The organism is Sphingorhabdus sp. Alg231-15 (genome assembly GCF_900149705.1).
Classification (GTDB): domain Bacteria; phylum Pseudomonadota; class Alphaproteobacteria; order Sphingomonadales; family Sphingomonadaceae; genus Parasphingorhabdus.
Window position 1 is genome coordinate 2,629,187 of record NZ_LT703001.1, and the last position, 25,814, is coordinate 2,655,000.

Sequence of the window (25,814 nt, forward strand, 5' to 3'; positions counted from 1 at the left end):
ACATTGCTAGAGGATGATAATATGAGCGACGCGACCCTGACTATGGATGCGGATGATATTATTCCAGACCCCTATTCGATTCCTCTGGACGAGATTAACATGGCGCAACCCCGCATATTTCAGAATAACGCGCATGGAGAATATTTTCGACGCTTGCGGAAAGAAGATCCGGTTCACTATTGCCGAGACAGTGATATTGGCCCCTTCTGGTCGGTCACCAAATTTGACGACATTGTAAAAATCGACAGTAACCATCAGCAATTTTCTTCGGAACCCTCGATTTCCCTTGGTAATCCGCCGGATGACTTTACGACACCTATGTTCATTGCGATGGACCCGCCGAAACATGATGTGCAGCGCAAAGCAGCAAATCCAGGTGTCGCACCTGCCCGCCTTGCCGAATTAGAAGGGCTTATCCGGGAACGCGCCGGGAAGATCCTGGATGATTTGCCGGTTGATGAAGAATTTAACTGGGTTGATCGCGTATCGATCGAACTGACCACCCAGATGCTGGCGACATTGTTCGATTTCCCGTTTGAGGACCGCTATTTGCTCACCAAGTGGTCGGATATAACTACGAATGTGGAAATGTTCGTCTCCGAAGAGAAGATTCAGGAACGGCGCACCGTACTTCGTGAATGCCTCACTTACTTTTCCCGGCTTTGGCACGAGCGGGCAAACCAGCCACCAAAGTTCGATTTTATTTCGTTAATGGCTCATAATCCTGACACAAAGAATATGATCGATAATCCGATGGAATTGCTCGGCAATCTTATACTCCTCATCGTTGGCGGCAATGATACAACCCGCAACAGTATCAGTGCCGGTATAGTCGGCCTCAATCAAAACCCAAAGGAATATGACAAGCTCCTGGCCGATCCGACATTAATCCCAAATATGGTTTCGGAAATTATCCGCTGGCAAACCCCGCTTGCCTATATGCGCCGCACCGCCAAGGAGGATGTTGAATTTCAAGGAAAACAGATCAAGAAAGGCGATAAAGTTGTCATGTGGTACGTGTCCGGCAACCGCGACGAGACCAAGATTGACAATGCCGATGAACTGCTGATCGACCGCCCACGCGCGCGCCAGCATATGTCCTTCGGATTTGGCATTCATCGCTGCATGGGCAACCGCGTTGGCGAAATGCAAGTGCGTATTCTCTGGGAGGAAATCTTAAAACGGTTTGAGCGAGTGAAAATGGTCCGCGATCCCGTCCGCGTGAAAAGCAGCTTCGTTATGGGTTATTCAGAAGTGATGGTCAGGCTCGTTCCAAAGGATAAAAAATAGATGCCAAAAATTATTTTCGTTGAACATGATGAAACCATTCATGAAGTTGTTGCAGAAAACGGTGCATCGGTGATGGAAACCGCCCTCGACCATTTAGTTCCCGGAATCGATGCCGATTGCGGCGGCCAGTGTGCCTGCGCAACTTGCCACGTCTTTATCAACGGCGAATGGGCTGCAAAAATTCCGACCAGAGATGAAACGGAAGAAACGATGCTGGAACTCGCAGAAGGCGTAACCGAATTTTCTCGGCTCGCTTGCCAGATCCCGATGAGCGATGAGCTGGATGGGCTGAAGGTGCAGTTGCCAAAGGCGCAGCATTGAGAATTGTTTAGGCGTAATTTGCCGATTCCCGATCAATCAATATGAATTCCAACTGCAAAGAGTTGAAATTTCACCCATAGGCCAGTGTCTGCTTTGGGCGCAAAAGCGGACACTGGAGCTTAGCAATCGGACTGTCCGCTAACGACTCAATTGCTTACACTTTCGCTCATGCTATTGAGTCAGTATGAAATTTATTTCTCCGAGAAAACTGGTTGGCTGCATGGGCGTTATAATCGTGGCGCTAGGAGCTACTATGCTGTGGCTAACATTCGAATTCGGTTATCTGCCAAGCCGTTCATTCGATGCAGATGGGTGGAAGCAATCAGAGGAGGTTGAAGGTTCCCCACGGCTTGCGATGGTGGATTCACTGATTGAAAGCCGTAAGCTTGAAGGAAAGACCCAAGATGAAATTTTGGCGCTTCTTGGCCCTCCGACCGATACAAGCTATTTCACCGACTGGGATGCAGTCTACTGGTTAGGACCGGAACGAGGCTGGTTGCGATTAGATTCTGAGTGGCTCGTATTGCGGTTTGACGACAAGGGAAGAGTCTTTGAGTATCAACTCGTGCGAGACTGAGTGTTAATCGTCCGCTTTCGGGATATAGCGGTCACAATGCTAGCGTTCGCTTTGGGCGCAAAAGCGGACACTAGGATTGCTATATTAACCCGCAACCGATATTTGTTTGAGACGGCCTCGCACCAAAAAATAGAACGTGGCCGACATCCGTTACCTAGCACGTCTTTGTTACAACTAAGAATGAGCTTGAAGATTATTTTCTTGAACCCACGCCTCCCAGCCATACGCATTTGCCTAGCTCTCGCAATGTCATCTATTGTCGTAGGATGTGATGAGAATAAGCATGACGAAACTGCTGAAACAAGTGCAATTATGGATGTTATTGAAAATGAGGTGAGTATCCCTTCTAGCGGTCGCACTCTGGACGAATATGTAAGATACTATAGTTTCACGGCAAATGGAGAGGTTTCGGTAGTCTACATTACCCCCATTAACGTCAGCGAAAGCGTAATTTGTGATGATGAGGAAGTGATTTCGATATGCACACCGGAAGGAAGAAGGATTTCATTTGCTGAAGCGGGTACCCGAATGTGGCTGAATGATTTTGACTTAATCCCGGGCATGGATGATGGAGGTTGCAATTACATCCAATTTGAGTTTGATCCGGCGACCTCGAATATTTTGAACTTCAGATGTAATGCCCTTAATGGAGCCGCACAAAAAGCAAACTGACTCCAAAGCTTCCCGTTTCCAGTGTCCGCTTTCGGGATCAAGCTGCCCCCATTGCTCACAATAGCTAGGGCGCAATAGCGGGCGTTGGGAGGCCCTTAGCCAGTAACCTCCAGCACCATATTGGTCGGTGTTTCCGTCGCGCGGCTAACATTCGAAAATCCGGCTTGATTGAGCACTTCGGTCAGTCGCTTTTGACCGGCTTGTGCACCCAGGCCCAGGCCTACTTCCTGTGCGACCGATGTCGGCGTACAGATAGTGGTTGAGAAAGCATAAAAAATCTGACCCAGCGGATGCAGGTTTTCGCTCATGCTATCTCCCGCAAGCGGCTCTACAAGCATAAAGGTGCCATCCGGGCTTAGCGCTTTCCTGATATGGGATGCGGCGCCAACCGGATCACCCATGTCGTGCAATGCATCAAATATGCAGGCGAAGTCGAAATCACTACCTTCAAAATCCTGAGCCCGAGCAACCTGAAATTCCACATTGCTGACGCCAGCTTCTTTGGCCTTGGCCCTTGCTTCCTCGATGGACGGTTCATGAAAATCTATCCCGACAATTGTCGAGTTTGGATAGGCTTGCGCCATCAGGATTGTTGATGATCCATGGCCACAGGCAATATCCGCGATCTTTGCCCCTGTCTTGAGCTTTTCTTCGACCCCGCCGAGCGCTGGAATCCAGTTGTCGATCAGGTTCGCAGCATAACCAGGGCGGAAAAAGCGATCCGTGCCACAGAAGCAACATTCACTGTGATCGCCCCAAGGTCGTCCTTTGCCGGATTTGAACGTCTCGACGGCTTTGGCTTGTGTTTCATATTGCGATACAACAGATTGGAAAAATCCCTGCATACAGGCGGGTTGTCCTTCCCTTGCAAAAACAAGGGCCTGTTCCTCCGACAAGGAAAACCGGTCTTCATCAGCATGATGGGTGACATAGCAAGCCGCAGCATTTGAGCCCAGCCATTGTGATAGATATTTTGCGTTGATCCCAGTTTTTGCGGCAAGTTCATCTACCGTCAGTGCGCCCGCGCCATCCATGATATCATAGACCCCGGCCTGATCGCCAATATAGGCCATGAACAGGCTCATTGCCCCGGCGACATCGCCGATCACTTTACCGGCCAGTGCTTCTAATTTGGCCTCGTCAACTTGTTCCGTCATTTTTTCGTCTCCTGATCAGTGACCCCGTGACACATTGTCATATTGGGTGTCATATTGGGTCTTCTTGGTGTCCGCTTCGGGGCCAGAGCCGGCATTCGCAGACTTTGCGATTGCCGGCAGCCCAGTTGCTGTCATTCATCCATTTTTGCGCGATAGGGGCCTTTAGCGATCTGGCTGATTGGTGGCGCATTACCGTAGGAACGCACCAAACGAAAATCGCGGTGCATGAGGGTAGCGACTGTTTCAAGATCAGCGGCAAGAAGGGCTGCAGCCCATGTCTCTTCCTGCGCGCCTATGGCTTCTGCTTTCGAAGCAGGCATGGTTTCTGCGCCTGCTGTCCCAGCGAAGAGGATGGCACCCATAATGATGGCAAGCAGTTTCATTTTATTCCCTCCATAGTTGGAATAAATTCAACAGCGACCACGAGATATCTTAACTGTTGGGCTGGATTATGTCGATGATTTCATCACAAGCGAATTCCCGTGGGGGATTTTGCTATGCAGGATCCAGAAGCGTGGATTCAACGTCACGGATATCCAGGGAACCCTCTATTCGCCAACCCCAGGCCCTCTGCAAACTTTCAACAAAATGAACGGTTTGCTGCCTGTGATACAATTTGCGACAATTTTACCCTGTTCTGACAAACTTCAGGGACATATCCCTCTTAGAAATATATTCATGGCGGCTACGAATGACCGCCTCCCTGAATGAATGGACAAGGATGAATATTATGAAAAAGACAATCTTGATTTCGAGTGCGGCAGCCCTTTTGATTGCAGGCGGTGTCGCTGTTGCGGCTCCAGGCGGCGGTGGCGGAAAAGGTTGGATGCGGGCTGATGCCAATAATGACAATCAGATCACCCGTGCCGAAATGACCGCTGCGCTGGAACAGCGCTGGACGAAAATGGATGTCAATCAGGACGGACAGATTTCCAAGGCCGACCGGGAAGCCAAACGGGCACAGCGCTTCACAGAAATGGATACCAATGGTGACGGCGGTGTCTCGCAAGCCGAAATGGAAGCCTATCGTGCAACCCGCAAATCCGAACGCTTTGCTCGCGCCGATGCCGATGGTAACGGCACGTTGAGCCAGGAAGAAATGCAGAGCATGCGCGGTAAGCGCGGCGGTAAAGGTTGGGGTAAACGCGGCGGTAAAGGCAAGCGCGGTGCCATGATGAAGCGCGCCGACACCAATGGCGATCAGATGATCAGCAAAGCGGAGTTTGAGGCCGCAGCCATAGCGCGCTTTGAAAGAGTAGATGCCAATGGCGATGGCACAGTGACTGCCGAAGAGCGGCAAGCGGCTCGCGAAGCCCGCCGCGGCGCACGGAATAAAAGAGGCGGTTAATCCCTGGACCACTCTTTTATGTGAACGGGTCACCGGCAATACCCTCCCGTAACAGCGCCGGTGATCCGTTCCTTTTTTCTATTCCTGTGTTAGGTGAACCAGATGTCGGGACAAACGCATATATTATTAGTTGATGACGAGGCTTCTTTGCGGGAGCCATTAGCCGACTATCTGACCAAACAGGGCTTTCGTGTGCAGCAAGCGAGCGATGCCAGCCAGGCGCGTTCGGTGATGAACGCGTTTCAGTTTGACATCATATTGCTCGATATCATGATGCCCGGTGAAGACGGGCTGAGCTTCTGCCGGCACGTGCGGGAAAAAACCGAGATACCGGTGATTTTCATCAGCGCGAAAGGAGAAGAACTGGAACGTATTGTCGGTCTGGAACTGGGCGCGGATGACTATGTGACCAAGCCGTTTAGCCCGCGAGAACTGGTCGCCCGGATCAAGGTCGTGCTGCGGCGCACCAGTAATGGCAATGGCAATGGCGTGAAGCCCGGCAGCGGTGCGATTTACCAGTTTTCCGGATGGACGCTCAAGACCGACCAGCGCAGCCTGATCGATAGCGAAGGCGTGACGGTGCCGCTGTCGAGCGGCGAATATCAGATGCTTCTTGCCTTGCTTTCGCGGGCGGGTCAGGTGCTCAACCGCGATCAGCTGCTCGACATCACCCAGGGACGCGAGGCGCATGCCTTTGACCGCGCGGTTGATAACCAGATCAGCCGATTGCGCCGCAAGATCGAGGCGGATCCGAAACATCCAGAGATTGTCAAAACCGTCTGGGGCGGCGGCTATGTGCTGGCCGGGGACGTCCAGACGCTATGAAGCGCCTGCTGCCCAAAAGCCTGATCGGCCAGCTGCTCGCGCTTGTCGCGGTCACCCTGTTAATCGCGCAGGCAATCAATATCGTGCTGCTATATCGCGGCGCGCAAAATCAGAAAATTGTGGAAGCAACGGTGGCGGCCGCAGGCCGGATTAGCGGCGAGGTCGAACGCATGAGCGAACCCGGTTTTCGCGAACGGCGGCTGCGGCGCGATGGCAAGATGCGGATACGCCGCAACCGCCCCAGCGTTACCGTGCAAAGCGCGATTAGCCCCAGCCAAACGCGGCTGCCGGCGGTGGAAGAGCGCGCCGCGCGGGCCTTTGCGAATATGGGCATTGGCGTGCTGGCGGTGCAGGTTGCGCAAGTTGAGACGCTGCCCGCCAATATGACTAACAGCGTGATCGGCCGCGGCGGTGAACGGCGCAAGACAATGCGCGCGGTTGGCTATCGCAACAAGCCCCGCCCGATTGACGGCTATATCCTGATGTCAGCCCAGATCGCGGACGGCCAGTGGCTCAACATCGCATCGACCGTGCGCGACCGCAATCCGCGGCTGGTCCGCACGTTGCTGTTTCAGACCGCCGTCATCTATCTGATCCTGCTGCTCCCGCTCATCTGGCTGGGCCGCCATATATCCCGCCCGCTCAAGGCGCTGACCAAGGGCGCGGAGGATTTCCGCCCCGGCGCGCAGGAACCGATAGCCGAAAGCGGCCCGCCCGACACGCGGCAGCTGATCGCCGCGTTTAATGAAATGAACGGCCGGGTCGGCGCGATGCTCGATGAGAAAGACGTGATGCTCGGCGCAATCGGCCATGATCTGCGTACGCCATTGGCGGCGCTGCGGGTGCGGGTGGAAAGCGTCGAGGATGACCATGAGCGCGAGCGGATGATTGCCGGGATTGATGATATGGACCGGACGCTCGATGACATATTGTCGCTGGCGCGGCTCGGTCGATCACAGGAAGCGGCAGAGCCCACCGATATTAGCGCGCTGATCGAGACGGTGGCGGATGAGTTTACCGATATGGGCGCGGACGTGTCCTTCACCCGCAGCGGCCGCACCACTGCCAATATCCGCGCGACCCTGATCCGCCGAGCACTGAGGAACCTGATCAGCAATGCGGTAAAATATGGCCAGAGCGCCGCCATCTCTGTGGAAAAAAACGGGGATAAAGTCGGGGATAAAAGCGGGGACAAGCTGGTGATTCATGTGGATGATCAAGGCCCCGGCATTGCCGAGGATCAGATCGCGGCGATGTTCGAACCCTTTGCCCGCGCCGAGATATCGCGCAACCGCGCCACTGGCGGCTCGGGCCTCGGCCTGACGCTGGCCCGCGCAATCATGCGCGATCATGGCGGTGATGTCCGGCTGGAAAATCGCGAGGAAGGCGGCCTGCGCGCCTCACTGATTCTGGACGCGGCTTAACTCCCGCCCCTATTCCAACCCCGCCCCGTCCGCATCCTTGGGGACGCCGCCGGGATGGGTGGCGAGATAGTCGGCCTTGGCCTCGGCGAACCGCTCGGGGCTTAGCCATTTCATCTTGGAGGGCAGCATCACCCGCCCGCCGGCGACAAAGCGCTGGACCGCTTCGACCACTTCATCGGTCATGCCCTGACAGGTGCGCAGGTTGATATTGCGGTTGCCCAACGCGTTGAGCTTGACGTTAATCTTCTTGAGCTTCTGTTCCAGCGTGTCCGGCGGCTGGCCCGGCTGCGGCGCGGGCAAAGCGAGCCAGTCCGGGATGATCGTCCCGCCCGCGACAGTCTCGGCCCCTGCATCTGGCTCCACCCCAGTCTCATTACCAGCCCCATCACCAGCGCCATCATCAACCCCATCACCGGCCCCCTCACCCGCCGGCGCAAAGCGCCCCGCCGCGTCGCGCGCGGCGCCGTTGGTGTCATGCTGATAGAGCAGGCGCAGCAGGTCATTGGCATATTTGGTCCGCTGACCCACGACCTTGCCATGATACCAGACATCCTCCTCCACGCCCTCGACCGCGCGTTGCCACGTGACTTCGCCAATGGTCGTGTCTGACCGGCGCAGCGCGAGGGCCCAGCGTTCGGCAAAGGCCGCGCTGCGCTTGCGATGATTATAAGCGCTGTTCCAGCTGATCCCTGCCATGCGGCTGGCGTCCCTAACGCAGCGCGTCTTGGCCAGCGATTCAATAAAAATATTCTGCCGCTCCGCCGTCCAGCCATCATGGCGTACGCGATAGGGTTTTTCGCGATAAGCTTTTTCGCGGGGCGTTTCCGGAGCCTCCGCCTCTTCGGCGGGGATGGGCAGGTTAGCGGGAGAAGGCGGGTCATCAGACGGATCATTTTCCATGGGGGGAGTGGCCCTTTCGTCCCTGATTTGTTCTTTTGATTCGGGCCGGTGTATCAAGAGGTGGGGGTTGTAGGAAAGGGGATAAAATGGAATTACTTGGTTAAATGAAAATAGCGTCAAGATTCATCGGTTTTTCGTCTCTGTTCATTGTTGCGTTTGCGTCAACTTCTTGCGCAGTTGAGGATGCCAGCGGAGGCGACGAGTTAAGAAAGCCAGAGCTTACGATAATTCCGATCCGGCTTGGCAAAGAGGGCGGACCCGAGAATAAAGGGCTATGCCTTTCGGTCGTTTATAAAAACATCCTGGGCTATGGTATGAATCTCGACGCCGATGGGTTTGACGATGGGTATTTTTATCTTGATCAAGATCATGCTTCCAAAGACGAACGGCTAAATCTGCAACCATTTCCTGTCGATTATGATCCGGAATATGATGAATATCTGTGCGATTTGGTCGATGCAAAGGACAACATAGAATATCATTATACGAACAGCAGTTACGTGAAAGATGAACGCGCGAGTTTCGTTTATCACTATGACAGTTTGTTCGACAAAGGCTTCTATTGCGTTGTTGTTGAACGGGATTCCAAGAGCGCAATGGAACGGATTTGTTTAGAAAATATTGCGCAACATTTCGCAGGTAAGCATGGCGTCTAAATCTGCAACGCCTTTGCTTCTCGTGCGCTAGAACAACGTTCATGTAAGTAGCTATATTTCAACTCGCTTCGAGCTTGATCCCGGTAAAAGTCCACTCGACAAACCTGTCCAATCTATAACCCGGTAGTCCGGACATTTCATTTTTTTTGTCCAGCAACAAGTCACGTACACGCTTAACCCATTGCCGTTCACTTGGTAAGTTGGTTTCAAGATTACCTTCTCGGTAGCGATAGTTGAGAGCTTGAAAAACTTTCCTTTGAATATGCGTTTCCAAAGATAGAAGCGTGGCAACGAACTTTCCTTCGTCTGCGTTTGCAAAAATCGGTTTGTATTGGAAGTTGCCTTTAGCTCCATCTCCCCAGACTTTCTCGCAAAATTCAGACCATTGGTCGGGCAAGTTTTCTATTAACTCCATACCGATATGATCATAATTCTGGGATAAAGCAGTCTTATTAGCTGTGCGCAGGTATTCTCGAAGTTCGCGGAATTCGTCGGAATCTTCATTTGTGAAACCAAGCCCATGACTGTCACCAAATGTGAATGACGATCTATCATCAATAGTTTCAAGCGACTGTTTTTCTAAAATGTCATCCACATAAGAGCGGCACATTTCTTTGACTTGGGGAATTGTGAACGACGAAAGCTTTTTTTCTACCGAGCCTAACATAATTCCAAACACATGAAGAATAACACCAATTTCTGTATATTCTCGAGCATTAAAGTTTTTCAGCAGAGTCTCGAATGCACTGATGATAGCCTCATCAGCTCTTTCAGCCCAATGCCAGACTGTTCTCCACTCGGGCTCCCTCTCTATTGACCGAAAGCGATGACTGTCTTCAATTGATGCGCGAATCTTTGCTTTGTCGTATCTACCGTCAAATAGCATCTCCGCTAAAAGGTCATCCGTCAAAACACTGTCGGTGAGATCTATTCCAGCGTAACGCTCTGATGAAACCTTGATAGCCGACTTAGCCTCATCCGATTTCCCCTTTTGTCTAATTCCAGCCCAAACGATACTATATGCCCGATTATTGAAATCGGCTTTTTGGAGCCGACCCAGCTTAGTCTCGAATGAGTAGGCCGCAAATATGCTAAACAGCAGTTTTAAATTTTCTGGATAATTTTCAACCTCATTTGGAAGGCAACGATAGAGTCTTTCAAATTCATGTAGTGTTTGTCTTAAAACACGCAGGTTTTTGGATTCAGATTGCTTAAAGATGTTGCCTGCAAGAGCCTCATTCTCATTCAGAAACTTTTTTGTTTTTGGACAATGTATCTGTTGGCAGAAAGCACTGAAAGCGTCTCCGAATTCGGGTCGGACAATTAGAGTATGACCAACTATTTTCTCTTTGGTTTCTCGAAATTTCTCGGGATCGGGAAATTGCTCTGAGTTACATATCAGGATAACCTTGAGGCCAGCATGCTCGACAAATGTGTTAAGGTGGCCCAACAATTCAGATACGTCTAAATTCGAGCGTTCCAGATCGTCAAACACAAGTATTTTGTTTTTGAGCTTCTCAGAGAATTCAGACAAATTTAGCTTTTCCAAACCCAGCTTTTTTAAATTGCCGCGAACAATCTGGCTAGAATAACTGATAGCTTTCATTGTGATTTTAGAAAGACCCCCAAAGGAATTCTGAAGTACTTGCGCGATTATGGCATCCTCAATCTCGGCATCGCTAGAAACACCATACAAACTCACGTAGAGATAGTCTTTCTTCATTCCTTGAAGAATTTTTTTAGTGACGAACGTCTTACCTATTCCCCATTGTCCTTCTATGAGAACTGCATATCCTGGGTTGTCCAATGGAAAAAAGTATTTAAGATAATCCTCTAAATGGGAATTATTTTTATAATTCATAGTTCTCCCCCTCCATCCATCATTTACTTAAGTTATATTTTTTATGAGTAAATAAAAACCTCCAAAATTAATCCAAGCCACCTTGCCGGACTTTCTGGAATCGGATTTTTAGCGAATAGCGCAGCACTATCTTAGGCAGACTGGGATCTGTCGATGCACCTCCGTCGGTATCCGTTATACTATAAACGGTCAACTGATATGTAACTGCTTGTAAATCACAATATATCGATTCACTGTGCATACTATAGTGAATACTGGGATTAGCCATCGTCGCGCGAGGTAGGCATTCGAATAGGGAGATCTTTTGCCTCCTCTATCCGTCGTCACGCATTTCGCGTGGCCACCTCGGTACCCCATCACTATGAGTGTTCGGGATAACGATAGGGGCTTGGTACTGCGGACTCGATCCGGGGCCTAGAGTGCTTGCCGATAGTTCGGCGTAACCTCACCCTAGGTTCCGCATCAAGTGCGGAACACTTGGGTTCCCCCCATTGCACCCCGGCACCCCCTGCGCTAAAGCGCTCCCGAACATCGATTCTCCGCCTACGCCGAGGCTTCGGCGGACAGGCCCGCTGGTTCGGTTGGGCAGGGCAAATAGCATTAGAAAAGGATCATTTTCGCAATGACAACAACAGGACAAGACTCGCTGGGCACACGCTCGACCCTCTCGGTTAACGGCACCAACTATGCCTATTATTCGCTCGCCAAGGCGGCGGCGAAGCTCGGGGATATCGAGCGGCTGCCCTATACGCTGAAAGTCCTGCTCGAAAATATGCTGCGCTTTGAAGATGGCGGCCACACCGTGGCAGCTGGCGATGCTCAGGCGGTGGTCGACTGGCAGAAAGAGGCCAAGAGCAGCGCGGAAATTCAATATCGCCCGGCCCGCGTTCTCATGCAGGATTTTACCGGTGTGCCGGCCGTTGTTGACCTCGCGGCGATGCGCGATGGGATTAAATCGCTCGGCGGTGACGCGCAGAAGATTAACCCGCAGGTGCCGGTGCATCTGGTGATTGACCACTCGGTCATGGTCGATGAATTTGGCACGCCGCAAGCGTTCGAAAATAACGTGGCGCTGGAATATCAGCGCAATATGGAGCGTTATGAATTCCTGAAATGGGGATCGAAGGCGTTTGACAATTTCTCCGTGGTGCCTCCCGGAACCGGAATCTGTCACCAAGTGAATCTGGAAAATATCGCGAAAGCGGTCTGGAGCTCGCAGGATCAAAATGGCGATATGGTGGCCTATCCCGATACCTGTGTCGGCACCGACAGCCATACGACGATGATCAACGGCCTGGGCGTGCTCGGCTGGGGCGTGGGCGGTATTGAGGCGGAAGCCGCGATGCTCGGTCAGCCGGTCTCGATGCTGATCCCCGAAGTGGTTGGCTTTAAACTCACTGGCGAGCTGGCCGAGGGTATTACCGCGACGGATTTAGTCCTCACATGCGTGCAGATGCTGCGCGAAGTGGGCGTGGTTGGGCGCTTTGTGGAATTTTACGGACCGGGCGTGGCGGCCCTGTCGCTCGCGGATCGCGCGACGATTGCAAATATGGCGCCGGAATATGGCGCGACTTGCGGTTACTTCCCGATTGATGACAAGACGCTGGATTATCTGCGCCTGACCGGCCGCAGCGAGGCGGATATTGATCTGTGTGAAGCCTATAGCAAGGAGCAGGGTTTCTGGCGTCTGGATGATGCGCCAGAGGCGATTTATACCAAGACGCTTGATCTCGACATGACCAGCGTTGTGCCATCGCTTTCGGGTCCGAAATTGCCGCAGCAGCGCGTTTCGATGGCGGATCTCGACGAGAGCTTTAACAAGGACATTACCGATGTGTTTAAATCATCCGATCCCGACAAGCGGGTGGCTGTGGATGGCGTGGACCATGATCTCGGCCATGGCGATGTGACCATTGCCGCGATTACATCCTGCACCAACACCTCCAACCCGAGCGTGCTGATCGCCGCCGGTCTGGTCGCGCGCAAGGCGCGGGAGCGGGGCCTGCAGCGCAAGCCATGGGTGAAGAGTTCGCTCGCGCCCGGGTCTCAGGTGGTGACGGACTATCTCGACAAGGCGGGATTGAGTGCGGATCTTGACGCGCTGGGCTTTAACCTGGTGGGCTATGGCTGCACGACCTGTATCGGGAATTCGGGGCCATTGCCGGCGCCGATTTCCAAGGCGATTAATGACAATGATCTGGTCGCGGCGTCTGTATTGTCGGGCAACCGTAACTTTGAAGGTCGTGTGTCTCAGGATGTGCGGGCCAATTATCTCGCGAGTCCTCCATTGGTGGTGGCTTATGCGCTGAAAGGCACGGTGCGTGAGGATATGTACGAAACGCCGATCGGGCAGGGCAGCGATGGCGAAGATGTCTATCTGCGCGATATCTGGCCGACCAATGATGAGGTCAATGCGGCCATGGGCGGCGCGGTGTCTCGCGAGATGTTCGAGAGCCGCTATGCCGATGTCTATAAAGGTGACGCGGCGTGGCAGGATATCGATGTGACCGGGGGCGATACCTATCAGTGGCGTGCGGGGTCAACTTATGTGGCCAATCCGCCCTATTTTGATGGCATGACCATGACGCCGGAGCCTGTTGGGGACATTGTTGATGCTAAGACATTGGCATTATTGGGAGATTCGATCACGACCGACCATATCTCGCCCGCCGGTGCGATCAAGGAAGACTCCCCCGCCGGAGAGTATCTGCGCGACCACCAAGTGGCCAAGCAGGACTTCAACAGCTACGGCTCCCGCCGCGGAAATCACGATGTCATGATGCGCGGCACCTTCGCCAATATCCGCATCAAAAACGAAATGGCCGACGGCAAAGAAGGCGGTTACACCAAATATAATGGTGAGATCATGCCCATCTACGACGCCGCGATGCGCCACAAAGCCGACGGCAATGAACTGGTTGTCATTGGTGGTGAGCAATATGGTACCGGCTCTTCCCGCGACTGGGCGGCGAAGGGCACGAACCTGCTGGGTGTCCGCGCGGTGATTGTCGAAAGCTACGAGCGTATTCACCGGTCAAACCTGGTCGGAATGGGCGTGCTGCCGCTGCAATTCGCCGAAGGTGTTGATCGTAACAGCCTGAACCTCGATGGCAGCGAAAGCTTCACTATCAAGGGTGTCGCAACGCTGGATCCACGCCAGACGGTTGAGGTTGAAATGACCCGCGCTGATGGTTCTACGGAAACGTTCAACACGCTCTGCCGGATCGATACCGCGAACGAGATGGAATATTTCCTCAACGGTGGCATCCTCCATTACGTGCTGCGCAATCTGGCGGGCTAGCAAGCGCGAAAATTATGTGCATAGTCGGGGCATAGGAGAAACCCATGCCCCGACTGCGCGAAATTCCCCGCAATGAAGTCACCGACGAATATGTGTTGGCGCTTTACAAAACGTTGTTCGGGGATCGTGATCCGGTAGCGGATCCGGGAACCGCAACCGGGACTCCTGGCAATTGGTGGACTGTTTTTGCACAGGTCCCTGATGCCTTTAAGCACACCACCGAAGGTTTTGGTTTTTACCGTTCGCCCAAACGCAAACTGGATCCGAAACTCCGTGAATTAGGGCAGATTCGCGCAGGCTATGCGGTGGGTTCGCAGTTTGTCTATTCTCAGCATAGCAAGGCTATGCGCTTTGAGGGTTATTCGGAGGAACAGGTCAAGGCAATCCCGAACTGGTCCACGGCAGAGTGTTTCAATGCAGTTGAGCGCGCCGTACTCGCTTATACAGATTGTCTGGTATTGGAGCGGGGCCGGGTTCCGGATGGCGTTTTCGCTGCGCTAAAGAAGCATCTTGGCGAAGTTGAGATTATCGAACTAACCTACATCACCTGCACCTATATGATGCACGCAGTAATGAGCCGCGCGTTGCGGCTGGAATTTGATGACGTTGATGAGCGTGTAGCGGAAGTCCCGGCACCGGAAGGGGCGACTGCCGACGTGATGGGTATGGTCGATAAACGGAAGGATACTGCCACATGAGCTACCATCATCTCGCACTAGCGGCCAAAGACATGACGGCTATTCATGAATTTTATGAAGACACTATGGGCTTTGAACTGGTGACGGTGGAAATTGCGTCTGTCATGGGCGGTGGTTGGGGCAAGCATTTTTTCTACCGGATGGACGGTGATGACAGCAAGTTTATCGCTTTCTGGGAATTGCACGATGTGCCCGGGCAAGAGGATCATGAGTTTGATCTGAACATTGCAGCCAAAACCCCGCCCGGCACCAACCATATTAGTTTTGGCGTGGACAGCGCCGAGCAGCTGACCGAGCGGCGGGAACAATGGAATGCGGCAGGCCATGATGTGCTGGAAATTGACCATAATTGGTGTCACTCCATCTACACACGCGATCCTAATGGCAATATGGTCGAGTTTTGCCTGACCACGGGCCAATTTGGGGAAGCGGAACGCAAACGCGCGCTGGCTGCACTGGATGAAAAAGAGATGAAGCCGACACCGCCACCAGCAAAAATGAAGCAGTGGCTTGCGTCGGATTATCAGGGTTGAAATTCGAAAACGCGAAATCTCGATCATGAATCCTCACAGTTTCATCATTTTATTTTCGATTTTCTAATCGTCACTTTCCGGACAGATCGGAGAGCCTATCTTTGGCAGAATAGCTGGAGAAAATTGTTTCCAACTGGTTGCTACAGGGCCGATAATCATGGCGTCTTTGTGGCTTGTGCTCACAAAACCTGTAACCAAAGTCAGGCCATTTTCGAACCGTTGAGCATCACACTTAACGGAGAATAGAAATGTTAAAACTGACTTCAATAGCAATGACCGGCCTTCTCGCATTGGTCGCCATCTCACCTGCACAAGCGGCAAATCTGGCGGATAATGTCGCAGCTTCCGGTGCAACCATCGTGGTTGATAATGGCGTCGAAACGCCAGTTTCAGCTGACGCTTTGCAAGGCAAGGCTGAGAACCGCGGGCATTTCCGATCACGCGGATTTGGCCATCGGGGCGGCTTTCGTTCGCACGGCCGATTTGGTCATCATCGCGGTCTGCATCACGGCAAATCGCACCTGAAGCACAAGAAGGTTTTCGGTCATCATAAAGGGATCTCCCGTCATCGTGATCGCAGCTTTGGGCATCACAAAAAGTTCAGCAAATTCGGCCATTCGAAATTTTATGGCCACCGGAATTTCCGTCACCGGTAAGTCGGCGGAAAGGCCCTTGCACGCTTAGTGTTAAGTGCAGGGTCGCAGGGTCAGGCGGTGTCTTTTTAGTCGAAGGTGCCGCCTGATTCCCTAAAAGGCTTTGATCAATGCCATTGTGGCTGCAATCCCGAGCAGAAAGACAACAAAGCCGCGCCACACCGGCTCGGATATGCTGCCGAAAAATCGCGCGCCCAGATGATTGCCACTGATCATCAGCGGGCAGGCGAGCAGACTAAGAACCAATATTTGTTCATCAATCATCCCGCGCCACCAGGCGACTGCTGTTGCCATTGTGGCCGCAGCAAAGAAAATCGTGATCATCGACCCGCGTGCGGTTATTGGCGGAACAGCTTTGCGGACAAAATGCAGAATTACGGGTGGACCGGGCATGGCGGCAAAGCCATTGAGCAGACCCGACAAACTGCCAACCATCAGGATATGAAGAGGCGCGCTGTTCATCTCCGGGGGGCGTTTCATCATAAAGGCAAGAAAGCTACCAATGGCGATGATCGTGATGATCAGCCGCGCGAGATCAGCGCTGACGATATCGAGCAGCCATAGGCCCGCCGGTGTTAGCAAGCAGGATAAGGCCGCTATCTTGGCCACCATTGGCCGGTCGATCACGCGCACCGCGCTGCGAATACCAAAGGGTCCGATAATCAGTTGCATCAATATGGCCATGATCACCGCCGTTGTTGGCGCAGTAACCAGGCTGACGAGCGGAACCGCCAGTATCGCATAGCCGAACCCGGTCAATCCGCGGAAAAAGGCAGCGCCAAATACAATGGAGCACACCAGCAGGAACGGGAGCAAATTCAGTCCGGCATGGGCATTTAGCCAGATATTGAGCGTGTCGATCATGCTGGCTCTTTGCCGATTTTGAGATCAAGGGCAACCGCCCATTTCATCACATGACGCAACGGCCGATGCTTCAGCTCGCAATATGGAGTTTTGCCTTTTTCGAGGCGTCCTTGCTGCGTGCTTTCAGGCCCATGAGGATCGTGTCGATGACCTGATGGAGCCGATCTTCATCGGCTAGGTGCATCATATCCATCATAAGATTGGGGTTGCAAAATGGTTGGACCATCGTGTTGACCAATGAGACGATCTGATCCAGCTCCAGTCCCTCAAAATAGCCTTCTTCCATCGCTTCGGCGAGGATGATCGCCATATAATGGTCGGTAAGATCAACATAGCCGCGGATCACCTCAAAATGCTGGTCACCCAATTCCATGTAGGACCGGAAAAGGTCTGGATCTTCCTCAAAGCGGGCACGCTTGATCTGCAGCCGGCGGGCAAAAAACTCAAAGAGCTTTTGTCGGGCGGGCATGTTCGCCTCGACCAAATCCTCGATAATCGTGATCAATTCCGCAAACCAGCGCCCCGCCATTGCCTCTGCTAGTTCGTCCTTATTTTCAAAGAAGCGATAGACGTTGGACTGGGACATTCCTGCTTCGGCCGCCAGATCGGTAATGGTGAAATTAATCGCACCGCGTTCGCGGATAATCACTTCCGCGGTTTGAATAAGTTTTTCACGACCGGCTTCAATATCGGTTTCAGGACGGGGCATCGGAGGACTCCTGCTTTGCTTCACGTATCTGTAATATATAGATGAGACGGTTTTATGATAAAAGATATTTTTTTTTATTTTTCAATTACCCCAGACGTAAGGGGATCATGGCTATCTGGTTTAGCCTTTGGACGCCGACAGTGCATGCTAGTAAAGAAAGTCACAGATTCTTGGCGATGCTTTGATGTCTGCTTTGGGCGCAAAAGCGGACACTGGAACTATTTAAGTTTCCGTGCCATCGCCTAAGTGTAAAACCCCATCGCGCGTTGAAAACCAGCGGTGAGGTAAAGTACGATGATCGGTCACATACCATTGAGGCTGACCATCTGTAGTTGAAAAAGACAGCAATCGATTTCCGCCATCCAATGTCAGTTCAATTTCTGGCAACCGGCCAAATAATTCAAGTTTCTTCACACGCTGCTGCCGCAGCTGATCGAAACTGCTCTCCCAAAGCTCCTCATCGCTCCAGCTTCCGCATATGATGGCTGTATCGTTTTCAATTCTCCAACTCCACTCGATGCATATGGTGACCTCGCCTTTTGGATCGCCGGGCGTTCCATCACGTCGGGTCCGCGGAGTAAGGTTGCCAAGTTCCAGAAATAGAGCGGAGCCATGTCCTCGCCAAACATGGGCTACTTTTGTTTCGATTAAATTTTCGGCAAATGTCGCGAACAAGGTGTGAGCATCCATAATTCCACATCGCACGCTACCCAAATCGGTGCAACACAGAAGGCAAACTCGCTAATGTCCGCTTTCCAGATAAAGCGGTCACTTTGTTTTAGCGGATGTTGGCTTGATCCTTCAGGACATCGTTCAATAGCTCAAGGGCTAAAGGCCAGTTCTCCTGATGTCCGAGACGGGACTTCTCATCGATGAAACCCGAATGGGTCAGGCGGACTTTGGTCGCTGCTCCTTTGGGAATGAGGTCGATCCTGAGGATCGTCTCGGCGCCTTCGGTGCCAACGGCTTCTCCGTTTCCCGTTATCCAGGTCAGCTCGATGAGCTTATTCGCTTTCACATCGAGAAAACGTCCATAGTGGGGATGTCTGCCCCATTCGTCTCGATTGTAGAAGAAGAATGGCCGCCCCCGCTCAGCGACCATTGAAAGCGTTCCGGGTTGAGCGAACCAGATGTCCAACTTTTCCGTCCAGGCGGCGTAGACTTCGTCCGGCTCAGCTTCAATCGTGCATTCACAAGTTATTTGGAGGGGGCGCGCTGAAAGGTCGGGACGGGGAATTAAAAGCACAAGGGTCTCCTGAATCTGCCCAGGTTTAATGGTTCACTATACCTCAGAAAACCATTCTGGGCCATGATCCCTGTTGGTTAAGTTCCCGATCCCGACCAACATATTCTTCAATGCTCTTTCCTTAAGACTAAAGGGTATCGCAATAAGGTGGCAGTTAATCCCGAGTTGCAGAACGAATCTGATAGTTGTTTAAGCTACATTCATTTAGGTGACGTTAGGCCGTGCCATACGAACGATGGAGAGAGAATATGCGGTTTCTTGCTTTCACAGGTCTGGCCTTGGCCACCCTTGCAACTCCGGCGATCAGCCAGTCCTCTGGTCAGGGTGAAATAGCGGTTACGATTTACAACAACAATCTGGCGTTGGTGCAGGATACAAGGCGCCTCAATATTCCATCGGGGCGCTCGGTACAGACCTTCCCCGGGGTTTCCGGACAGATCCGTGCGGAAACCGTTGGTTTTAATGCCGCGAACACTGGAATTGTCGAACAGAATTTTGACTATGACCTGTTGTCCCCGCAGAAACTGATGGAGAAAGCCGTTGGCGAGACGGTTACCATCGTGCGGATTAATCCTGCCACGGGCCGGGAAACTCGGGAGCGCGCCAAAGTGTTGGCGGCCAATGGCGGCGTTGTCCTGCAAATTGGCGGGCGTATCGAAGTGCTGCGTGATGACCGCCTGCCAACACGGGTTATATTTGACAAGGTTCCCAACAATCTGCGCGCGCGTCCAACATTGTCCGTTACATTGAACAGCACGCGCAGTGGTACCAGGCCCGCGCAGCTCAGTTATCTGACTGGCGGCATGGGCTGGAAAGCCGATTATGTTGCGTTGTTCGATGAAAGTGCCGGCAAGATGGACGTCCAGGGTTGGGTGACCTTGACCAATAATACCGGCACGACTTTCAATGATGCGAAAACCTTGCTGGTGGCTGGCACGCCCAGCGTCAATGGCCAGCGCAGCTCGAACCGCCGGAATAATATCCGCCGCGCCGGAACGGAATCTGCCAATCGGGAATCGCTTGGCGATTTTTATCTTTATCCGTTGGCAGCACGGACCACGATCGCCAATGCCCAGACCAAGCAGGTCAGCTTTCTCGACGTAACTGGTGCTTCGGCGCAAAAAGCCTATGAATTTACCAATCGCTGGCTCGGTACACAAAACGAACCGCAGAGCGCGGCGACGGTATTGCAGTTCAGCGCATCAGCTGATGGCGGCCTCGGCGATGCGCTGCCTGCCGGAACGGTTCGCGTCTATATGAAGGACGCCTCTGGCCAGCCACAATTTATTGGCGAAAATAATATTGGCCATACGCCGATGGGATCCGAGCTGGGTCTGAAAACCGGGGAGGCTTTTGATGTGAAGGTAAAGCCAACCGTGACCGAAAGGCGGCGGCTGTCATCCACCAAATGGCGCAGCGCCATGTCCTATGAGCTGACCAATGCGCGCTCGACGCCGGTGACGGTCTCGCTCATTCAAGACGGATTGGATTTCTATTGGAGCGACACCCGGATCGTCAACGAAAGTCTCAAGAGCGAGCGGCGGTCCTCCAACAGCATTGTCTGGAAAGTCCCGGTACCGGCCAATGGGCGGGCAACCGTAACCGCAACCTTTGAGACGCGGTTCTAGACCATGATAGCGCGGGCGCTCATAGCGTTCCTTATGTTTGCGGCCGCGGCCCCAAGCGCGGCCCAATCGGATTGGGCGCGTCAGCTTGTGACCTCGGACGGCCCGTCCTCGGTATCGGTGACCGTTTATCGCGATCCGCGGCGCACCGGTGACAACGGGATGAACCTGAACTATCTCGGCGGCTATGCCTTGATTACCGAGCAGCGCACGGTCACACTGCCCGCGGGTGAAGTGGACTTGCGTTTTGAAGGTGTTGCGGGCGGGATCATTCCACAATCGGCTATTGTGACAGGCCTGCCGGATGGCGTGATTGAGAAGAACCGCGATGCGGCGCTTCTGTCTCCCTCTGCTCTGCTCAATGGCTATCTGGGCCGCGGCGTGACAATCCGCAGGACCAGCGCAGTAACTGGTGAGACCAGGGAGTTTGATGCGCAAATCCGCACCGATGCCAGTGGCGGTGTGGTGCTGCAAACCGCAGAGGGTTTTGAAGCGCTGCAATGCACGGGGCTCAATGAAACGATTGTCTATCCGGCTATTCCTGATGGCCTTTCCGCCAAGCCCACTTTGTCAGTCAAAAGCCGGGTAGCCACACCAACACGTGCAACTGTGACGCTTTCCTATCTTGCTACCGGCTTTGATTGGCAGGCCAACTATGTCGCTGACGTCAGCGCTGATGGCAAGAAGTTGAACCTCTTCTCGTGGGTAACCTTGGCCAATGGCGACGAGACAAGTTTTACCAATGCCCAAACTCAAACGGTAGCTGGGCAACCGAATAAGGGCCGAGATAATATTCAGCACGCAAGTGGTGGTTCGATCAACTTGGCTTGTTGGCCACAGGGTACGACCAGCGACATCATCGCACGATATCGAGCTAACCGCAGCCGCTTGGGTGGTGTTCCAGCTCCCCCTCCGACTTCGATGATGGTGCCCATGGCTATGGAAATGTCCGCTGATGTGATGGGCGTGACCGCCAGAAAAGTTCAAACCACACAGGAAGATCTCGGCGACCTTAAACTCTATCGCATATCTGTTCCCGTGACCGTTGCTTCGCAAAGCCAGAAACAGGTGGCAATGTTTGAGAAGACCGCGATTCCCTTCGTGCAGATTTACGAAGCTGAGATCTGGGCGGATAATTATCGTGATGCCACCCCGCTTGTGACTACGTTGCGTTTTCAGAACAAGAAACGGGACGGCCTGGGACTGGCGCTTCCGGCTGGGAAGCTGGTTGCGTTCAAGGCTGCGGCCGGTGAACGCCTGTTGCTCGGTGAAGGTGGCATGGACGACAAGGCGATTGGTGAAGAAGTGGAAGTCAGCATCGGAGAAAGTCCGCTGGTCCGCTATCAACTCCAAGCGGTCGAGAATGTTGATAATGAGGACCGCAGCTGGACAGCGATGGAACTGACCCTCACCAACGCATCACGTACGGCAGCGCAGGTGGAGATCAAGATTGATCATGATGATGATGAAAAACTGCGCAAAATCAGTCAAAAGCTTGGCCGCAAGGACGGCAAGGATTTCTGGAAGGTAACGGTGCCAGCCAATAGCAAGCGTATGCTGACCTATCAGGTGGTGCGCCGATAGCGGGAAGCTGAGTCTTATTCCTCGGTTGCTGGAATTCAGCTGAGATATTTGGTTTTCGAACTGTCCGGGATTGATCGAGGGCGGTGATCTTCATCAAGAGCCACAAAAGTGAATAGCCCGCTGGTCACCGGCACATGTTCTTCGCCGCGATTGCGTTCGGCGACGACATCAATACGCAGGCTGACCGATGTGGTGCCGATCCGCTCTACCTGTGCATAGACCGAGACAATATCGCGAGTCAGGATGGGGGCGAGGAAGGACATGGCTTCAATCGCAACAGTCGCTGTCGACCCTTGCGCTACACGAGCAGCCATGATGCCGCCGGCAATATCCATCTGCGAGAGAACCCAGCCACCAAAGATGTGGCCATTATTGTTAAGGTCGCGCGGCTGCGGCGCCACCCGCAGCACAGGCTGCAGGGCGATCAGCTTGCTCAGCTTTTCGTTACTCATCAGGTGAAATATCCTGGCTGACCGGATCATCTATACAGTCATCATGACCGGTGCCGCTGGACAGGAACACAAGTCCCATCAACGCCGCGGTCAATAATACTGCCAATCCAACGCCCGCCGCGGCAGCTATATACATGTGAACCGAAACCAGTCCGTGGAGATAATATAGAAAGCCCAGTGCAGCGGAGATGCAGATGAAGGTGAGCGCACTCATCCAGCGCATCAGCCGCCAATAACGCGACCATGCGATACCGGCATATAAAGGGTCATCTAGCTGTGAGGGACCAGGCAAATTTCGTAACTCCGTTGGGGCGAATCTTCTTTGAACCCTATTCGATTTGCCATCAAGTCCAACTTCGACGAAATCTGTGCTATATATCATGCTCTAAAAAGGAATCAGGGAGATATTTTGGATATGGGGAGAGGGCGCAAATGACAATACAGGCGATATTACAGGGTCGTGAAGGACCAATTTTCAGTTGCACGGCAGATCATAGCGTTGCTGACGCTGTGGCCATATTGGCGGAGAAAAGGATTGGTGCTTTGCCGGTAATGAATGGCGACCAGGTCGCCGGGATATTCTCTGAACGGGATGTTTTGCACTGCCTTCAAAGCTTGGGACCTGCGGGGCTGGACAAGCGCGTCGCAGATGTCATGACGGCTGATGTGATTTCGGTCGACTTGCAAAAAAGCGCCATCGGAGCGCTCTCGCTGATGACCAAGCGCCGCATCCGTCATTTGCCAGTGGTCGACGGCGGCAATCTCGTCGCTTTCATATCAATTGGTGATTTGGTCAAATATCGAATCGACAAGATTGAGAGCGAAGCGGCGGCGATGCGCAACTATATCCAAAGCGCCTGATCCCATCGGTCTGCCTAACGAATCGCAACACCCATAGCGTCAAGATTGGTGAGAGTTTTCTGGCGGACTGCTTTGGCTCGTTCCACCGGATCGGGATAGTTATCACGACAGGCTTTGGACCGGACTTCCAGACTGAGCGGAATATCGGCGGGCAGAGCAGCCAACATGTCCGGAAGGGGCAGCTCACCTTCGCCCGGCACGCTGCGCAAATCAACTGCGTCTTCCATATAGCTGTCGAAATTATCCGCGCAGTGCAGATTGCCGTCACATATCTGGCTATAGGTCAACAGACTGCGGTCAACGGCCTTGAGATCGGCGGGCGCATGGCCGGCACGCTGAAAGTGAAGCGTGTCGATCAACACGGCGGCGGAATCATGATCGCAGTGTGCTATGATATCGAGAGCAGTGTCGAGCGACTGCACGGCGGTGATCATCAAAAATTCAAGCGCGACCCGGATACCGGCTGGCGCGGCCCATTGGCAAAGCTGGTGCATCGCGGCTGCGGTGCGCTTGGGGTCGGGTTCAGCGCTGACCACCAGAACGTTCGATGCGCCGAGCTGCGCTCCTGCATCGATAATCAGCCGGTGGTCGTCGGTTAATTTGCCGCCTTCGGGAATCCAGATGACCTCGACATCAAGTACCTGCAGTTGATACTGGCGGAGCGCGGCCATAGTCGCCCTGGCTTGTGCCGCGTTCCAATGTTCTGGTTCTATAGTAAAGCCGAGATGGCTAAACCCGGCCTGCCCGGCAGCAATAGCAACCTGATCGGGTAGAAATTCGGGAAGGGTGCCAGCGGCCAAAGACAATATCTGGGACATGCTGTCGGCCTAGCTGATGCTTGCCGCCATGCAATGCACGCTTTTAAGAGGGGCTTTGGGATGCCGATATCTCTGCCTCCGCTTGGGGTGGCTTTCTTCGGATAATAAGCTGGATGACTTCGAGCAAAGTCGGTTTGGCCAGCAGCCACAATAAACCAACATAGGCTAGTCCACCAATGGCCACCAATATGGCCAAGCGCGCATAGACGATCATCTCGGGCAAGAACTGATCTGCGAAATAGACAATCGCTGCCATCGCTATGGATGTGGAAAGACCGGGCCATATGGCACCTGCTAACTGGCGACTGTTGATTCCGATGTGGCGATAAGACTGCATGAAAGTGAACGCAGTGAGGAGCGGGAAAGCAATCACCCAGCCCCATGCGAGCCCCAAAGCGCCCCATTGCAAGCCGATCAAAAAGGTGATCGGCATTAAAATGGCGCCGACAAAAGAGGCTCTGGCTGTAATCTGCGGCTTGCCAACCGCGTTATTGGCGGGTGCGAATAGTATCTGCAGAGTCATCACCGGCATCGCCAATGCCAATATGCTGACAAAGGGAGTCATCTCTAGCCATTTGGGACCAAATAAGGTGCCAACCAAAGGCGCCGCGGTAACCGACATCCCCAAATAAAGCGGACAAGAGATCAGCATGATGAGGCGCACCGCCTTTAAAAAGGACCAGCTCAATGCCTTGGGGTCATCCTGCAGACGGGAGTAAGCGGGAAATGCAACTTCGTTGAGTGGCGGGACAAATTTTGCGGCAAAGATTGTGGTGAGAAAAAGGGCTTCGGCGTAGAGCCCCAATTCATACGGATCGAGAACCCGGCCAGCGATGAAAATATCGGACTGACTCTGGATGGTCCAAAACAGATGACTCGCAAGCAGCGTTGCACCGAATCCGAACATCGCTCCGGCGCCTTTGAAGTTAAAGCTGGGCCAGACATAAAATCGGACTGCAATCACCAAGCAGATAGCTCGCGTCCAGAAGATTGAGAGGGGCGCATATATAAGTGTCCAAACGCCATGGCCGTTAAGCGCGAAGTATAAAGCGACCACGGCACCAACAATCGCAGAGATGAGATTGATGATCGCCGGCTTCTTGAACTCCAGGTTTCTGGTCATCAGCGCTTCGGGCAAAACCATGAAAGGCGTGGCGAGGAATATTAAGGCCTGCACCCTCAGCAGGTCCTCCACAACCGGCTGGCGATAATAGTCGGCCGCGAGCGGTGCGAGCAATATCTGGAGAATCGCAATGCCACCATTAAGGAGCAAAAGCATACCAAAGGCTTGTCGAATCCGGATGGGATCTACTTTTTCGGCCTGAATGATCGAACTGGCGAGGCCATATCCGTTCATAAAGCTCAAAAAAACGAGTATGACCTGCGTCATCGCGAAAATACCATAATCATTCGGATCAAGGATGCGGATAACCGCCAGA

27 protein-coding genes (1 of these 27 cut by a window edge) are annotated in these 25,814 nt (G+C 53.1%); 15 read left to right on the plus strand and 12 right to left on the minus strand.

Annotated elements, in window-relative coordinates:
• The first annotated feature begins 21 nt into the window (after positions 1–21).
• The 4 genes from DG177_RS13020 (at position 22) to DG177_RS17740 (ending at position 2,860) form a co-directional block, all read left to right on the plus strand.
• A complete protein-coding gene (locus DG177_RS13020; RefSeq protein ID WP_108812972.1) occupies positions 22–1,290 on the plus strand; it encodes a cytochrome P450 in 1,269 nt (422 codons plus the stop codon).
• Positions 1,291–1,611 carry a 2Fe-2S iron-sulfur cluster-binding protein gene (locus tag DG177_RS13025; RefSeq protein ID WP_108811871.1) on the plus strand — a complete coding sequence of 107 codons (321 nt, stop codon included), beginning with the start codon at positions 1,291–1,293 and terminating at the stop codon, positions 1,609–1,611.
• A gap of 184 nt (positions 1,612–1,795) precedes the next feature.
• Positions 1,796–2,188: a hypothetical protein gene (locus DG177_RS13030; protein ID WP_337658824.1), complete on the plus strand. Its 393-nt coding sequence runs from the start codon at positions 1,796–1,798 to the stop codon at positions 2,186–2,188.
• A gap of 246 nt (positions 2,189–2,434) precedes the next feature.
• Positions 2,435–2,860: a hypothetical protein gene (locus tag DG177_RS17740; RefSeq protein ID WP_337658825.1), complete on the plus strand. Its 426-nt coding sequence runs from the start codon at positions 2,435–2,437 to the stop codon at positions 2,858–2,860.
• A gap of 95 nt (positions 2,861–2,955) precedes the next feature.
• Here the strand turns inward: DG177_RS17740 and DG177_RS13040 are convergent, their stop codons facing one another.
• Both DG177_RS13040 and DG177_RS13045 read right to left on the minus strand, forming a co-directional pair.
• Positions 2,956–4,017: a methyltransferase domain-containing protein gene (locus tag DG177_RS13040; protein ID WP_108811874.1), complete on the minus strand. Its 1,062-nt coding sequence runs from the start codon at positions 4,015–4,017 to the stop codon at positions 2,956–2,958.
• 131 nt (positions 4,018–4,148) lie between these two features.
• Positions 4,149–4,400 carry a hypothetical protein gene (locus DG177_RS13045; RefSeq protein WP_108811875.1) on the minus strand — a complete coding sequence of 84 codons (252 nt, stop codon included), beginning with the start codon at positions 4,398–4,400 and terminating at the stop codon, positions 4,149–4,151.
• A gap of 347 nt (positions 4,401–4,747) precedes the next feature.
• Between DG177_RS13045 and DG177_RS13050 the strand changes: the two genes are divergently transcribed.
• From DG177_RS13050 to DG177_RS13060, 3 genes are all read left to right on the plus strand, one after another.
• On the plus strand, positions 4,748–5,365 hold the full coding sequence (locus tag DG177_RS13050) for a hypothetical protein (protein WP_108812973.1): 618 nt from the start codon (positions 4,748–4,750) through the stop codon (positions 5,363–5,365).
• Between the two features lie 102 nt (positions 5,366–5,467).
• On the plus strand, positions 5,468–6,190 hold the full coding sequence (locus DG177_RS13055; protein ID WP_108811876.1) for a response regulator: 723 nt from the start codon (positions 5,468–5,470) through the stop codon (positions 6,188–6,190).
• Positions 6,187–7,614, plus strand: a complete 1,428-nt coding sequence (locus tag DG177_RS13060; protein ID WP_108811877.1) for an ATP-binding protein — start codon at positions 6,187–6,189, stop codon at positions 7,612–7,614. Before DG177_RS13055 ends, DG177_RS13060 begins: the two co-directional genes overlap by 4 nt.
• 9 nt (positions 7,615–7,623) lie before the next feature.
• On the opposite strand, the gene DG177_RS13065 is transcribed toward DG177_RS13060, so the two are convergent.
• Positions 7,624–8,514 (minus strand): hypothetical protein, encoded by an 891-nt coding sequence (locus DG177_RS13065; RefSeq protein ID WP_108811878.1) that lies wholly within the window; start codon positions 8,512–8,514, stop codon positions 7,624–7,626.
• A 104-nt stretch (positions 8,515–8,618) separates the two neighbouring features.
• Between DG177_RS13065 and DG177_RS13070 the strand changes: the two genes are divergently transcribed.
• Positions 8,619–9,170: a hypothetical protein gene (locus tag DG177_RS13070; RefSeq protein WP_108811879.1), complete on the plus strand. Its 552-nt coding sequence runs from the start codon at positions 8,619–8,621 to the stop codon at positions 9,168–9,170.
• Positions 9,171–9,228: 58 nt separating this feature from the next.
• Here the strand turns inward: DG177_RS13070 and DG177_RS13075 are convergent, their stop codons facing one another.
• A complete protein-coding gene (locus tag DG177_RS13075; RefSeq protein WP_108811880.1) occupies positions 9,229–11,031 on the minus strand; it encodes a P-loop NTPase fold protein in 1,803 nt (600 codons plus the stop codon).
• Between the two features lie 622 nt (positions 11,032–11,653).
• Between DG177_RS13075 and acnA the strand changes: the two genes are divergently transcribed.
• From acnA to DG177_RS13095, 4 genes are all read left to right on the plus strand, one after another.
• Complete coding sequence (acnA, locus tag DG177_RS13080) at positions 11,654–14,332, plus strand: aconitate hydratase AcnA (protein ID WP_108811881.1); 2,679 nt, start codon at positions 11,654–11,656, stop codon at positions 14,330–14,332.
• 44 nt (positions 14,333–14,376) lie between these two features.
• Positions 14,377–15,030 (plus strand): carboxymuconolactone decarboxylase family protein, encoded by a 654-nt coding sequence (locus DG177_RS13085; RefSeq protein WP_108811882.1) that lies wholly within the window; start codon positions 14,377–14,379, stop codon positions 15,028–15,030.
• Complete coding sequence (locus DG177_RS13090; RefSeq protein ID WP_108811883.1) at positions 15,027–15,563, plus strand: VOC family protein; 537 nt, start codon at positions 15,027–15,029, stop codon at positions 15,561–15,563. The genes DG177_RS13085 and DG177_RS13090 overlap by 4 nt, the downstream gene beginning before the upstream one ends.
• A gap of 248 nt (positions 15,564–15,811) precedes the next feature.
• Positions 15,812–16,219, plus strand: coding sequence for a hypothetical protein (locus tag DG177_RS13095; RefSeq protein WP_108811884.1), 408 nt, complete (start codon positions 15,812–15,814; stop codon positions 16,217–16,219).
• A gap of 90 nt (positions 16,220–16,309) precedes the next feature.
• Here DG177_RS13095 and DG177_RS13100 read toward each other — a convergent pair whose 3' ends face one another.
• The 4 genes from DG177_RS13100 to DG177_RS13115 all read right to left on the minus strand — a co-directional run bounded on the left by DG177_RS13100 (position 16,310) and on the right by DG177_RS13115 (position 19,035).
• The gene (locus DG177_RS13100) at positions 16,310–17,080 is read right to left on the minus strand and encodes a TSUP family transporter (protein WP_108811885.1); all 771 of its coding nucleotides are present in this window, start codon (positions 17,078–17,080) and stop codon (positions 16,310–16,312) included.
• 70 nt (positions 17,081–17,150) lie between these two features.
• The gene (locus tag DG177_RS13105) at positions 17,151–17,789 is read right to left on the minus strand and encodes a TetR family transcriptional regulator (protein ID WP_108811886.1); all 639 of its coding nucleotides are present in this window, start codon (positions 17,787–17,789) and stop codon (positions 17,151–17,153) included.
• Positions 17,790–18,011: 222 nt separating this feature from the next.
• The gene (locus DG177_RS13110; protein WP_108811887.1) at positions 18,012–18,479 is read right to left on the minus strand and encodes a hypothetical protein; all 468 of its coding nucleotides are present in this window, start codon (positions 18,477–18,479) and stop codon (positions 18,012–18,014) included.
• A gap of 88 nt (positions 18,480–18,567) precedes the next feature.
• Positions 18,568–19,035, minus strand: coding sequence for an SRPBCC family protein (locus DG177_RS13115; RefSeq protein WP_337658826.1), 468 nt, complete (start codon positions 19,033–19,035; stop codon positions 18,568–18,570).
• A 248-nt stretch (positions 19,036–19,283) separates the two neighbouring features.
• Between DG177_RS13115 and DG177_RS13120 the strand changes: the two genes are divergently transcribed.
• Entirely contained in the window at positions 19,284–20,663 is a 1,380-nt protein-coding gene (locus DG177_RS13120) for a DUF4139 domain-containing protein (protein ID WP_108811889.1), read from the plus strand.
• A gap of 33 nt (positions 20,664–20,696) precedes the next feature.
• Positions 20,697–22,244, plus strand: coding sequence for a hypothetical protein (locus tag DG177_RS13125; protein WP_108811890.1), 1,548 nt, complete (start codon positions 20,697–20,699; stop codon positions 22,242–22,244).
• A 35-nt stretch (positions 22,245–22,279) separates the two neighbouring features.
• Here DG177_RS13125 and DG177_RS13130 read toward each other — a convergent pair whose 3' ends face one another.
• A complete protein-coding gene (locus tag DG177_RS13130; RefSeq protein ID WP_108811891.1) occupies positions 22,280–22,696 on the minus strand; it encodes a hotdog domain-containing protein in 417 nt (138 codons plus the stop codon).
• The gene (locus tag DG177_RS13135; RefSeq protein ID WP_108811892.1) at positions 22,689–22,988 is read right to left on the minus strand and encodes a hypothetical protein; all 300 of its coding nucleotides are present in this window, start codon (positions 22,986–22,988) and stop codon (positions 22,689–22,691) included. Before DG177_RS13135 ends, DG177_RS13130 begins: the two co-directional genes overlap by 8 nt.
• A 140-nt stretch (positions 22,989–23,128) precedes the next feature.
• Between DG177_RS13135 and DG177_RS13140 the strand changes: the two genes are divergently transcribed.
• Positions 23,129–23,557: a CBS domain-containing protein gene (locus DG177_RS13140; RefSeq protein ID WP_108811893.1), complete on the plus strand. Its 429-nt coding sequence runs from the start codon at positions 23,129–23,131 to the stop codon at positions 23,555–23,557.
• A 14-nt stretch (positions 23,558–23,571) separates the two neighbouring features.
• Here the strand turns inward: DG177_RS13140 and DG177_RS13145 are convergent, their stop codons facing one another.
• Both DG177_RS13145 and DG177_RS13150 read right to left on the minus strand, forming a co-directional pair.
• Positions 23,572–24,375 (minus strand): TIM barrel protein, encoded by an 804-nt coding sequence (locus DG177_RS13145; protein ID WP_108811894.1) that lies wholly within the window; start codon positions 24,373–24,375, stop codon positions 23,572–23,574.
• A 43-nt stretch (positions 24,376–24,418) separates the two neighbouring features.
• Positions 24,419–25,814: the 3' portion of an oligosaccharide flippase family protein gene (locus DG177_RS13150; RefSeq protein WP_108811895.1), read on the minus strand. It continues 116 nt past the right edge of the window; only the last 1,396 of its 1,512 coding nucleotides appear in the window; its start codon lies beyond the right edge, outside the window; it ends in the stop codon at positions 24,419–24,421.

Bases quoted from the DNA above. Each gene is read 5' to 3' on its own strand.
- DG177_RS13020 (WP_108812972.1), top strand. From the start codon at position 22: ATGAGCGACGCGACCCTGACTATGGATGCGGATGATATTATTCCAGAC.
- DG177_RS13025 (WP_108811871.1), top strand. From the start codon at position 1,291: ATGCCAAAAATTATTTTCGTTGAACATGATGAAACCATTCATGAAGTT.
- DG177_RS13030 (WP_337658824.1), top strand. From the start codon at position 1,796: ATGAAATTTATTTCTCCGAGAAAACTGGTTGGCTGCATGGGCGTTATA.
- DG177_RS17740 (WP_337658825.1), top strand. From the start codon at position 2,435: ATGTCATCTATTGTCGTAGGATGTGATGAGAATAAGCATGACGAAACT.
- DG177_RS13040 (WP_108811874.1), bottom strand. From the start codon at position 4,017: ATGACGGAACAAGTTGACGAGGCCAAATTAGAAGCACTGGCCGGTAAA.
- DG177_RS13045 (WP_108811875.1), bottom strand. From the start codon at position 4,400: ATGAAACTGCTTGCCATCATTATGGGTGCCATCCTCTTCGCTGGGACA.
- DG177_RS13050 (WP_108812973.1), top strand. From the start codon at position 4,748: ATGAAAAAGACAATCTTGATTTCGAGTGCGGCAGCCCTTTTGATTGCA.
- DG177_RS13055 (WP_108811876.1), top strand. From the start codon at position 5,468: ATGTCGGGACAAACGCATATATTATTAGTTGATGACGAGGCTTCTTTG.
- DG177_RS13060 (WP_108811877.1), top strand. From the start codon at position 6,187: ATGAAGCGCCTGCTGCCCAAAAGCCTGATCGGCCAGCTGCTCGCGCTT.
- DG177_RS13065 (WP_108811878.1), bottom strand. From the start codon at position 8,514: ATGGAAAATGATCCGTCTGATGACCCGCCTTCTCCCGCTAACCTGCCC.
- DG177_RS13070 (WP_108811879.1), top strand. From the start codon at position 8,619: ATGAAAATAGCGTCAAGATTCATCGGTTTTTCGTCTCTGTTCATTGTT.
- DG177_RS13075 (WP_108811880.1), bottom strand. From the start codon at position 11,031: ATGAATTATAAAAATAATTCCCATTTAGAGGATTATCTTAAATACTTT.
- acnA (WP_108811881.1), top strand. From the start codon at position 11,654: ATGACAACAACAGGACAAGACTCGCTGGGCACACGCTCGACCCTCTCG.
- DG177_RS13085 (WP_108811882.1), top strand. From the start codon at position 14,377: ATGCCCCGACTGCGCGAAATTCCCCGCAATGAAGTCACCGACGAATAT.
- DG177_RS13090 (WP_108811883.1), top strand. From the start codon at position 15,027: ATGAGCTACCATCATCTCGCACTAGCGGCCAAAGACATGACGGCTATT.
- DG177_RS13095 (WP_108811884.1), top strand. From the start codon at position 15,812: ATGTTAAAACTGACTTCAATAGCAATGACCGGCCTTCTCGCATTGGTC.
- DG177_RS13100 (WP_108811885.1), bottom strand. From the start codon at position 17,080: ATGATCGACACGCTCAATATCTGGCTAAATGCCCATGCCGGACTGAAT.
- DG177_RS13105 (WP_108811886.1), bottom strand. From the start codon at position 17,789: ATGCCCCGTCCTGAAACCGATATTGAAGCCGGTCGTGAAAAACTTATT.
- DG177_RS13110 (WP_108811887.1), bottom strand. From the start codon at position 18,479: ATGGATGCTCACACCTTGTTCGCGACATTTGCCGAAAATTTAATCGAA.
- DG177_RS13120 (WP_108811889.1), top strand. From the start codon at position 19,284: ATGCGGTTTCTTGCTTTCACAGGTCTGGCCTTGGCCACCCTTGCAACT.
- DG177_RS13125 (WP_108811890.1), top strand. From the start codon at position 20,697: ATGTTTGCGGCCGCGGCCCCAAGCGCGGCCCAATCGGATTGGGCGCGT.
- DG177_RS13130 (WP_108811891.1), bottom strand. From the start codon at position 22,696: ATGAGTAACGAAAAGCTGAGCAAGCTGATCGCCCTGCAGCCTGTGCTG.
- DG177_RS13140 (WP_108811893.1), top strand. From the start codon at position 23,129: ATGACAATACAGGCGATATTACAGGGTCGTGAAGGACCAATTTTCAGT.
- DG177_RS13145 (WP_108811894.1), bottom strand. From the start codon at position 24,375: ATGTCCCAGATATTGTCTTTGGCCGCTGGCACCCTTCCCGAATTTCTA.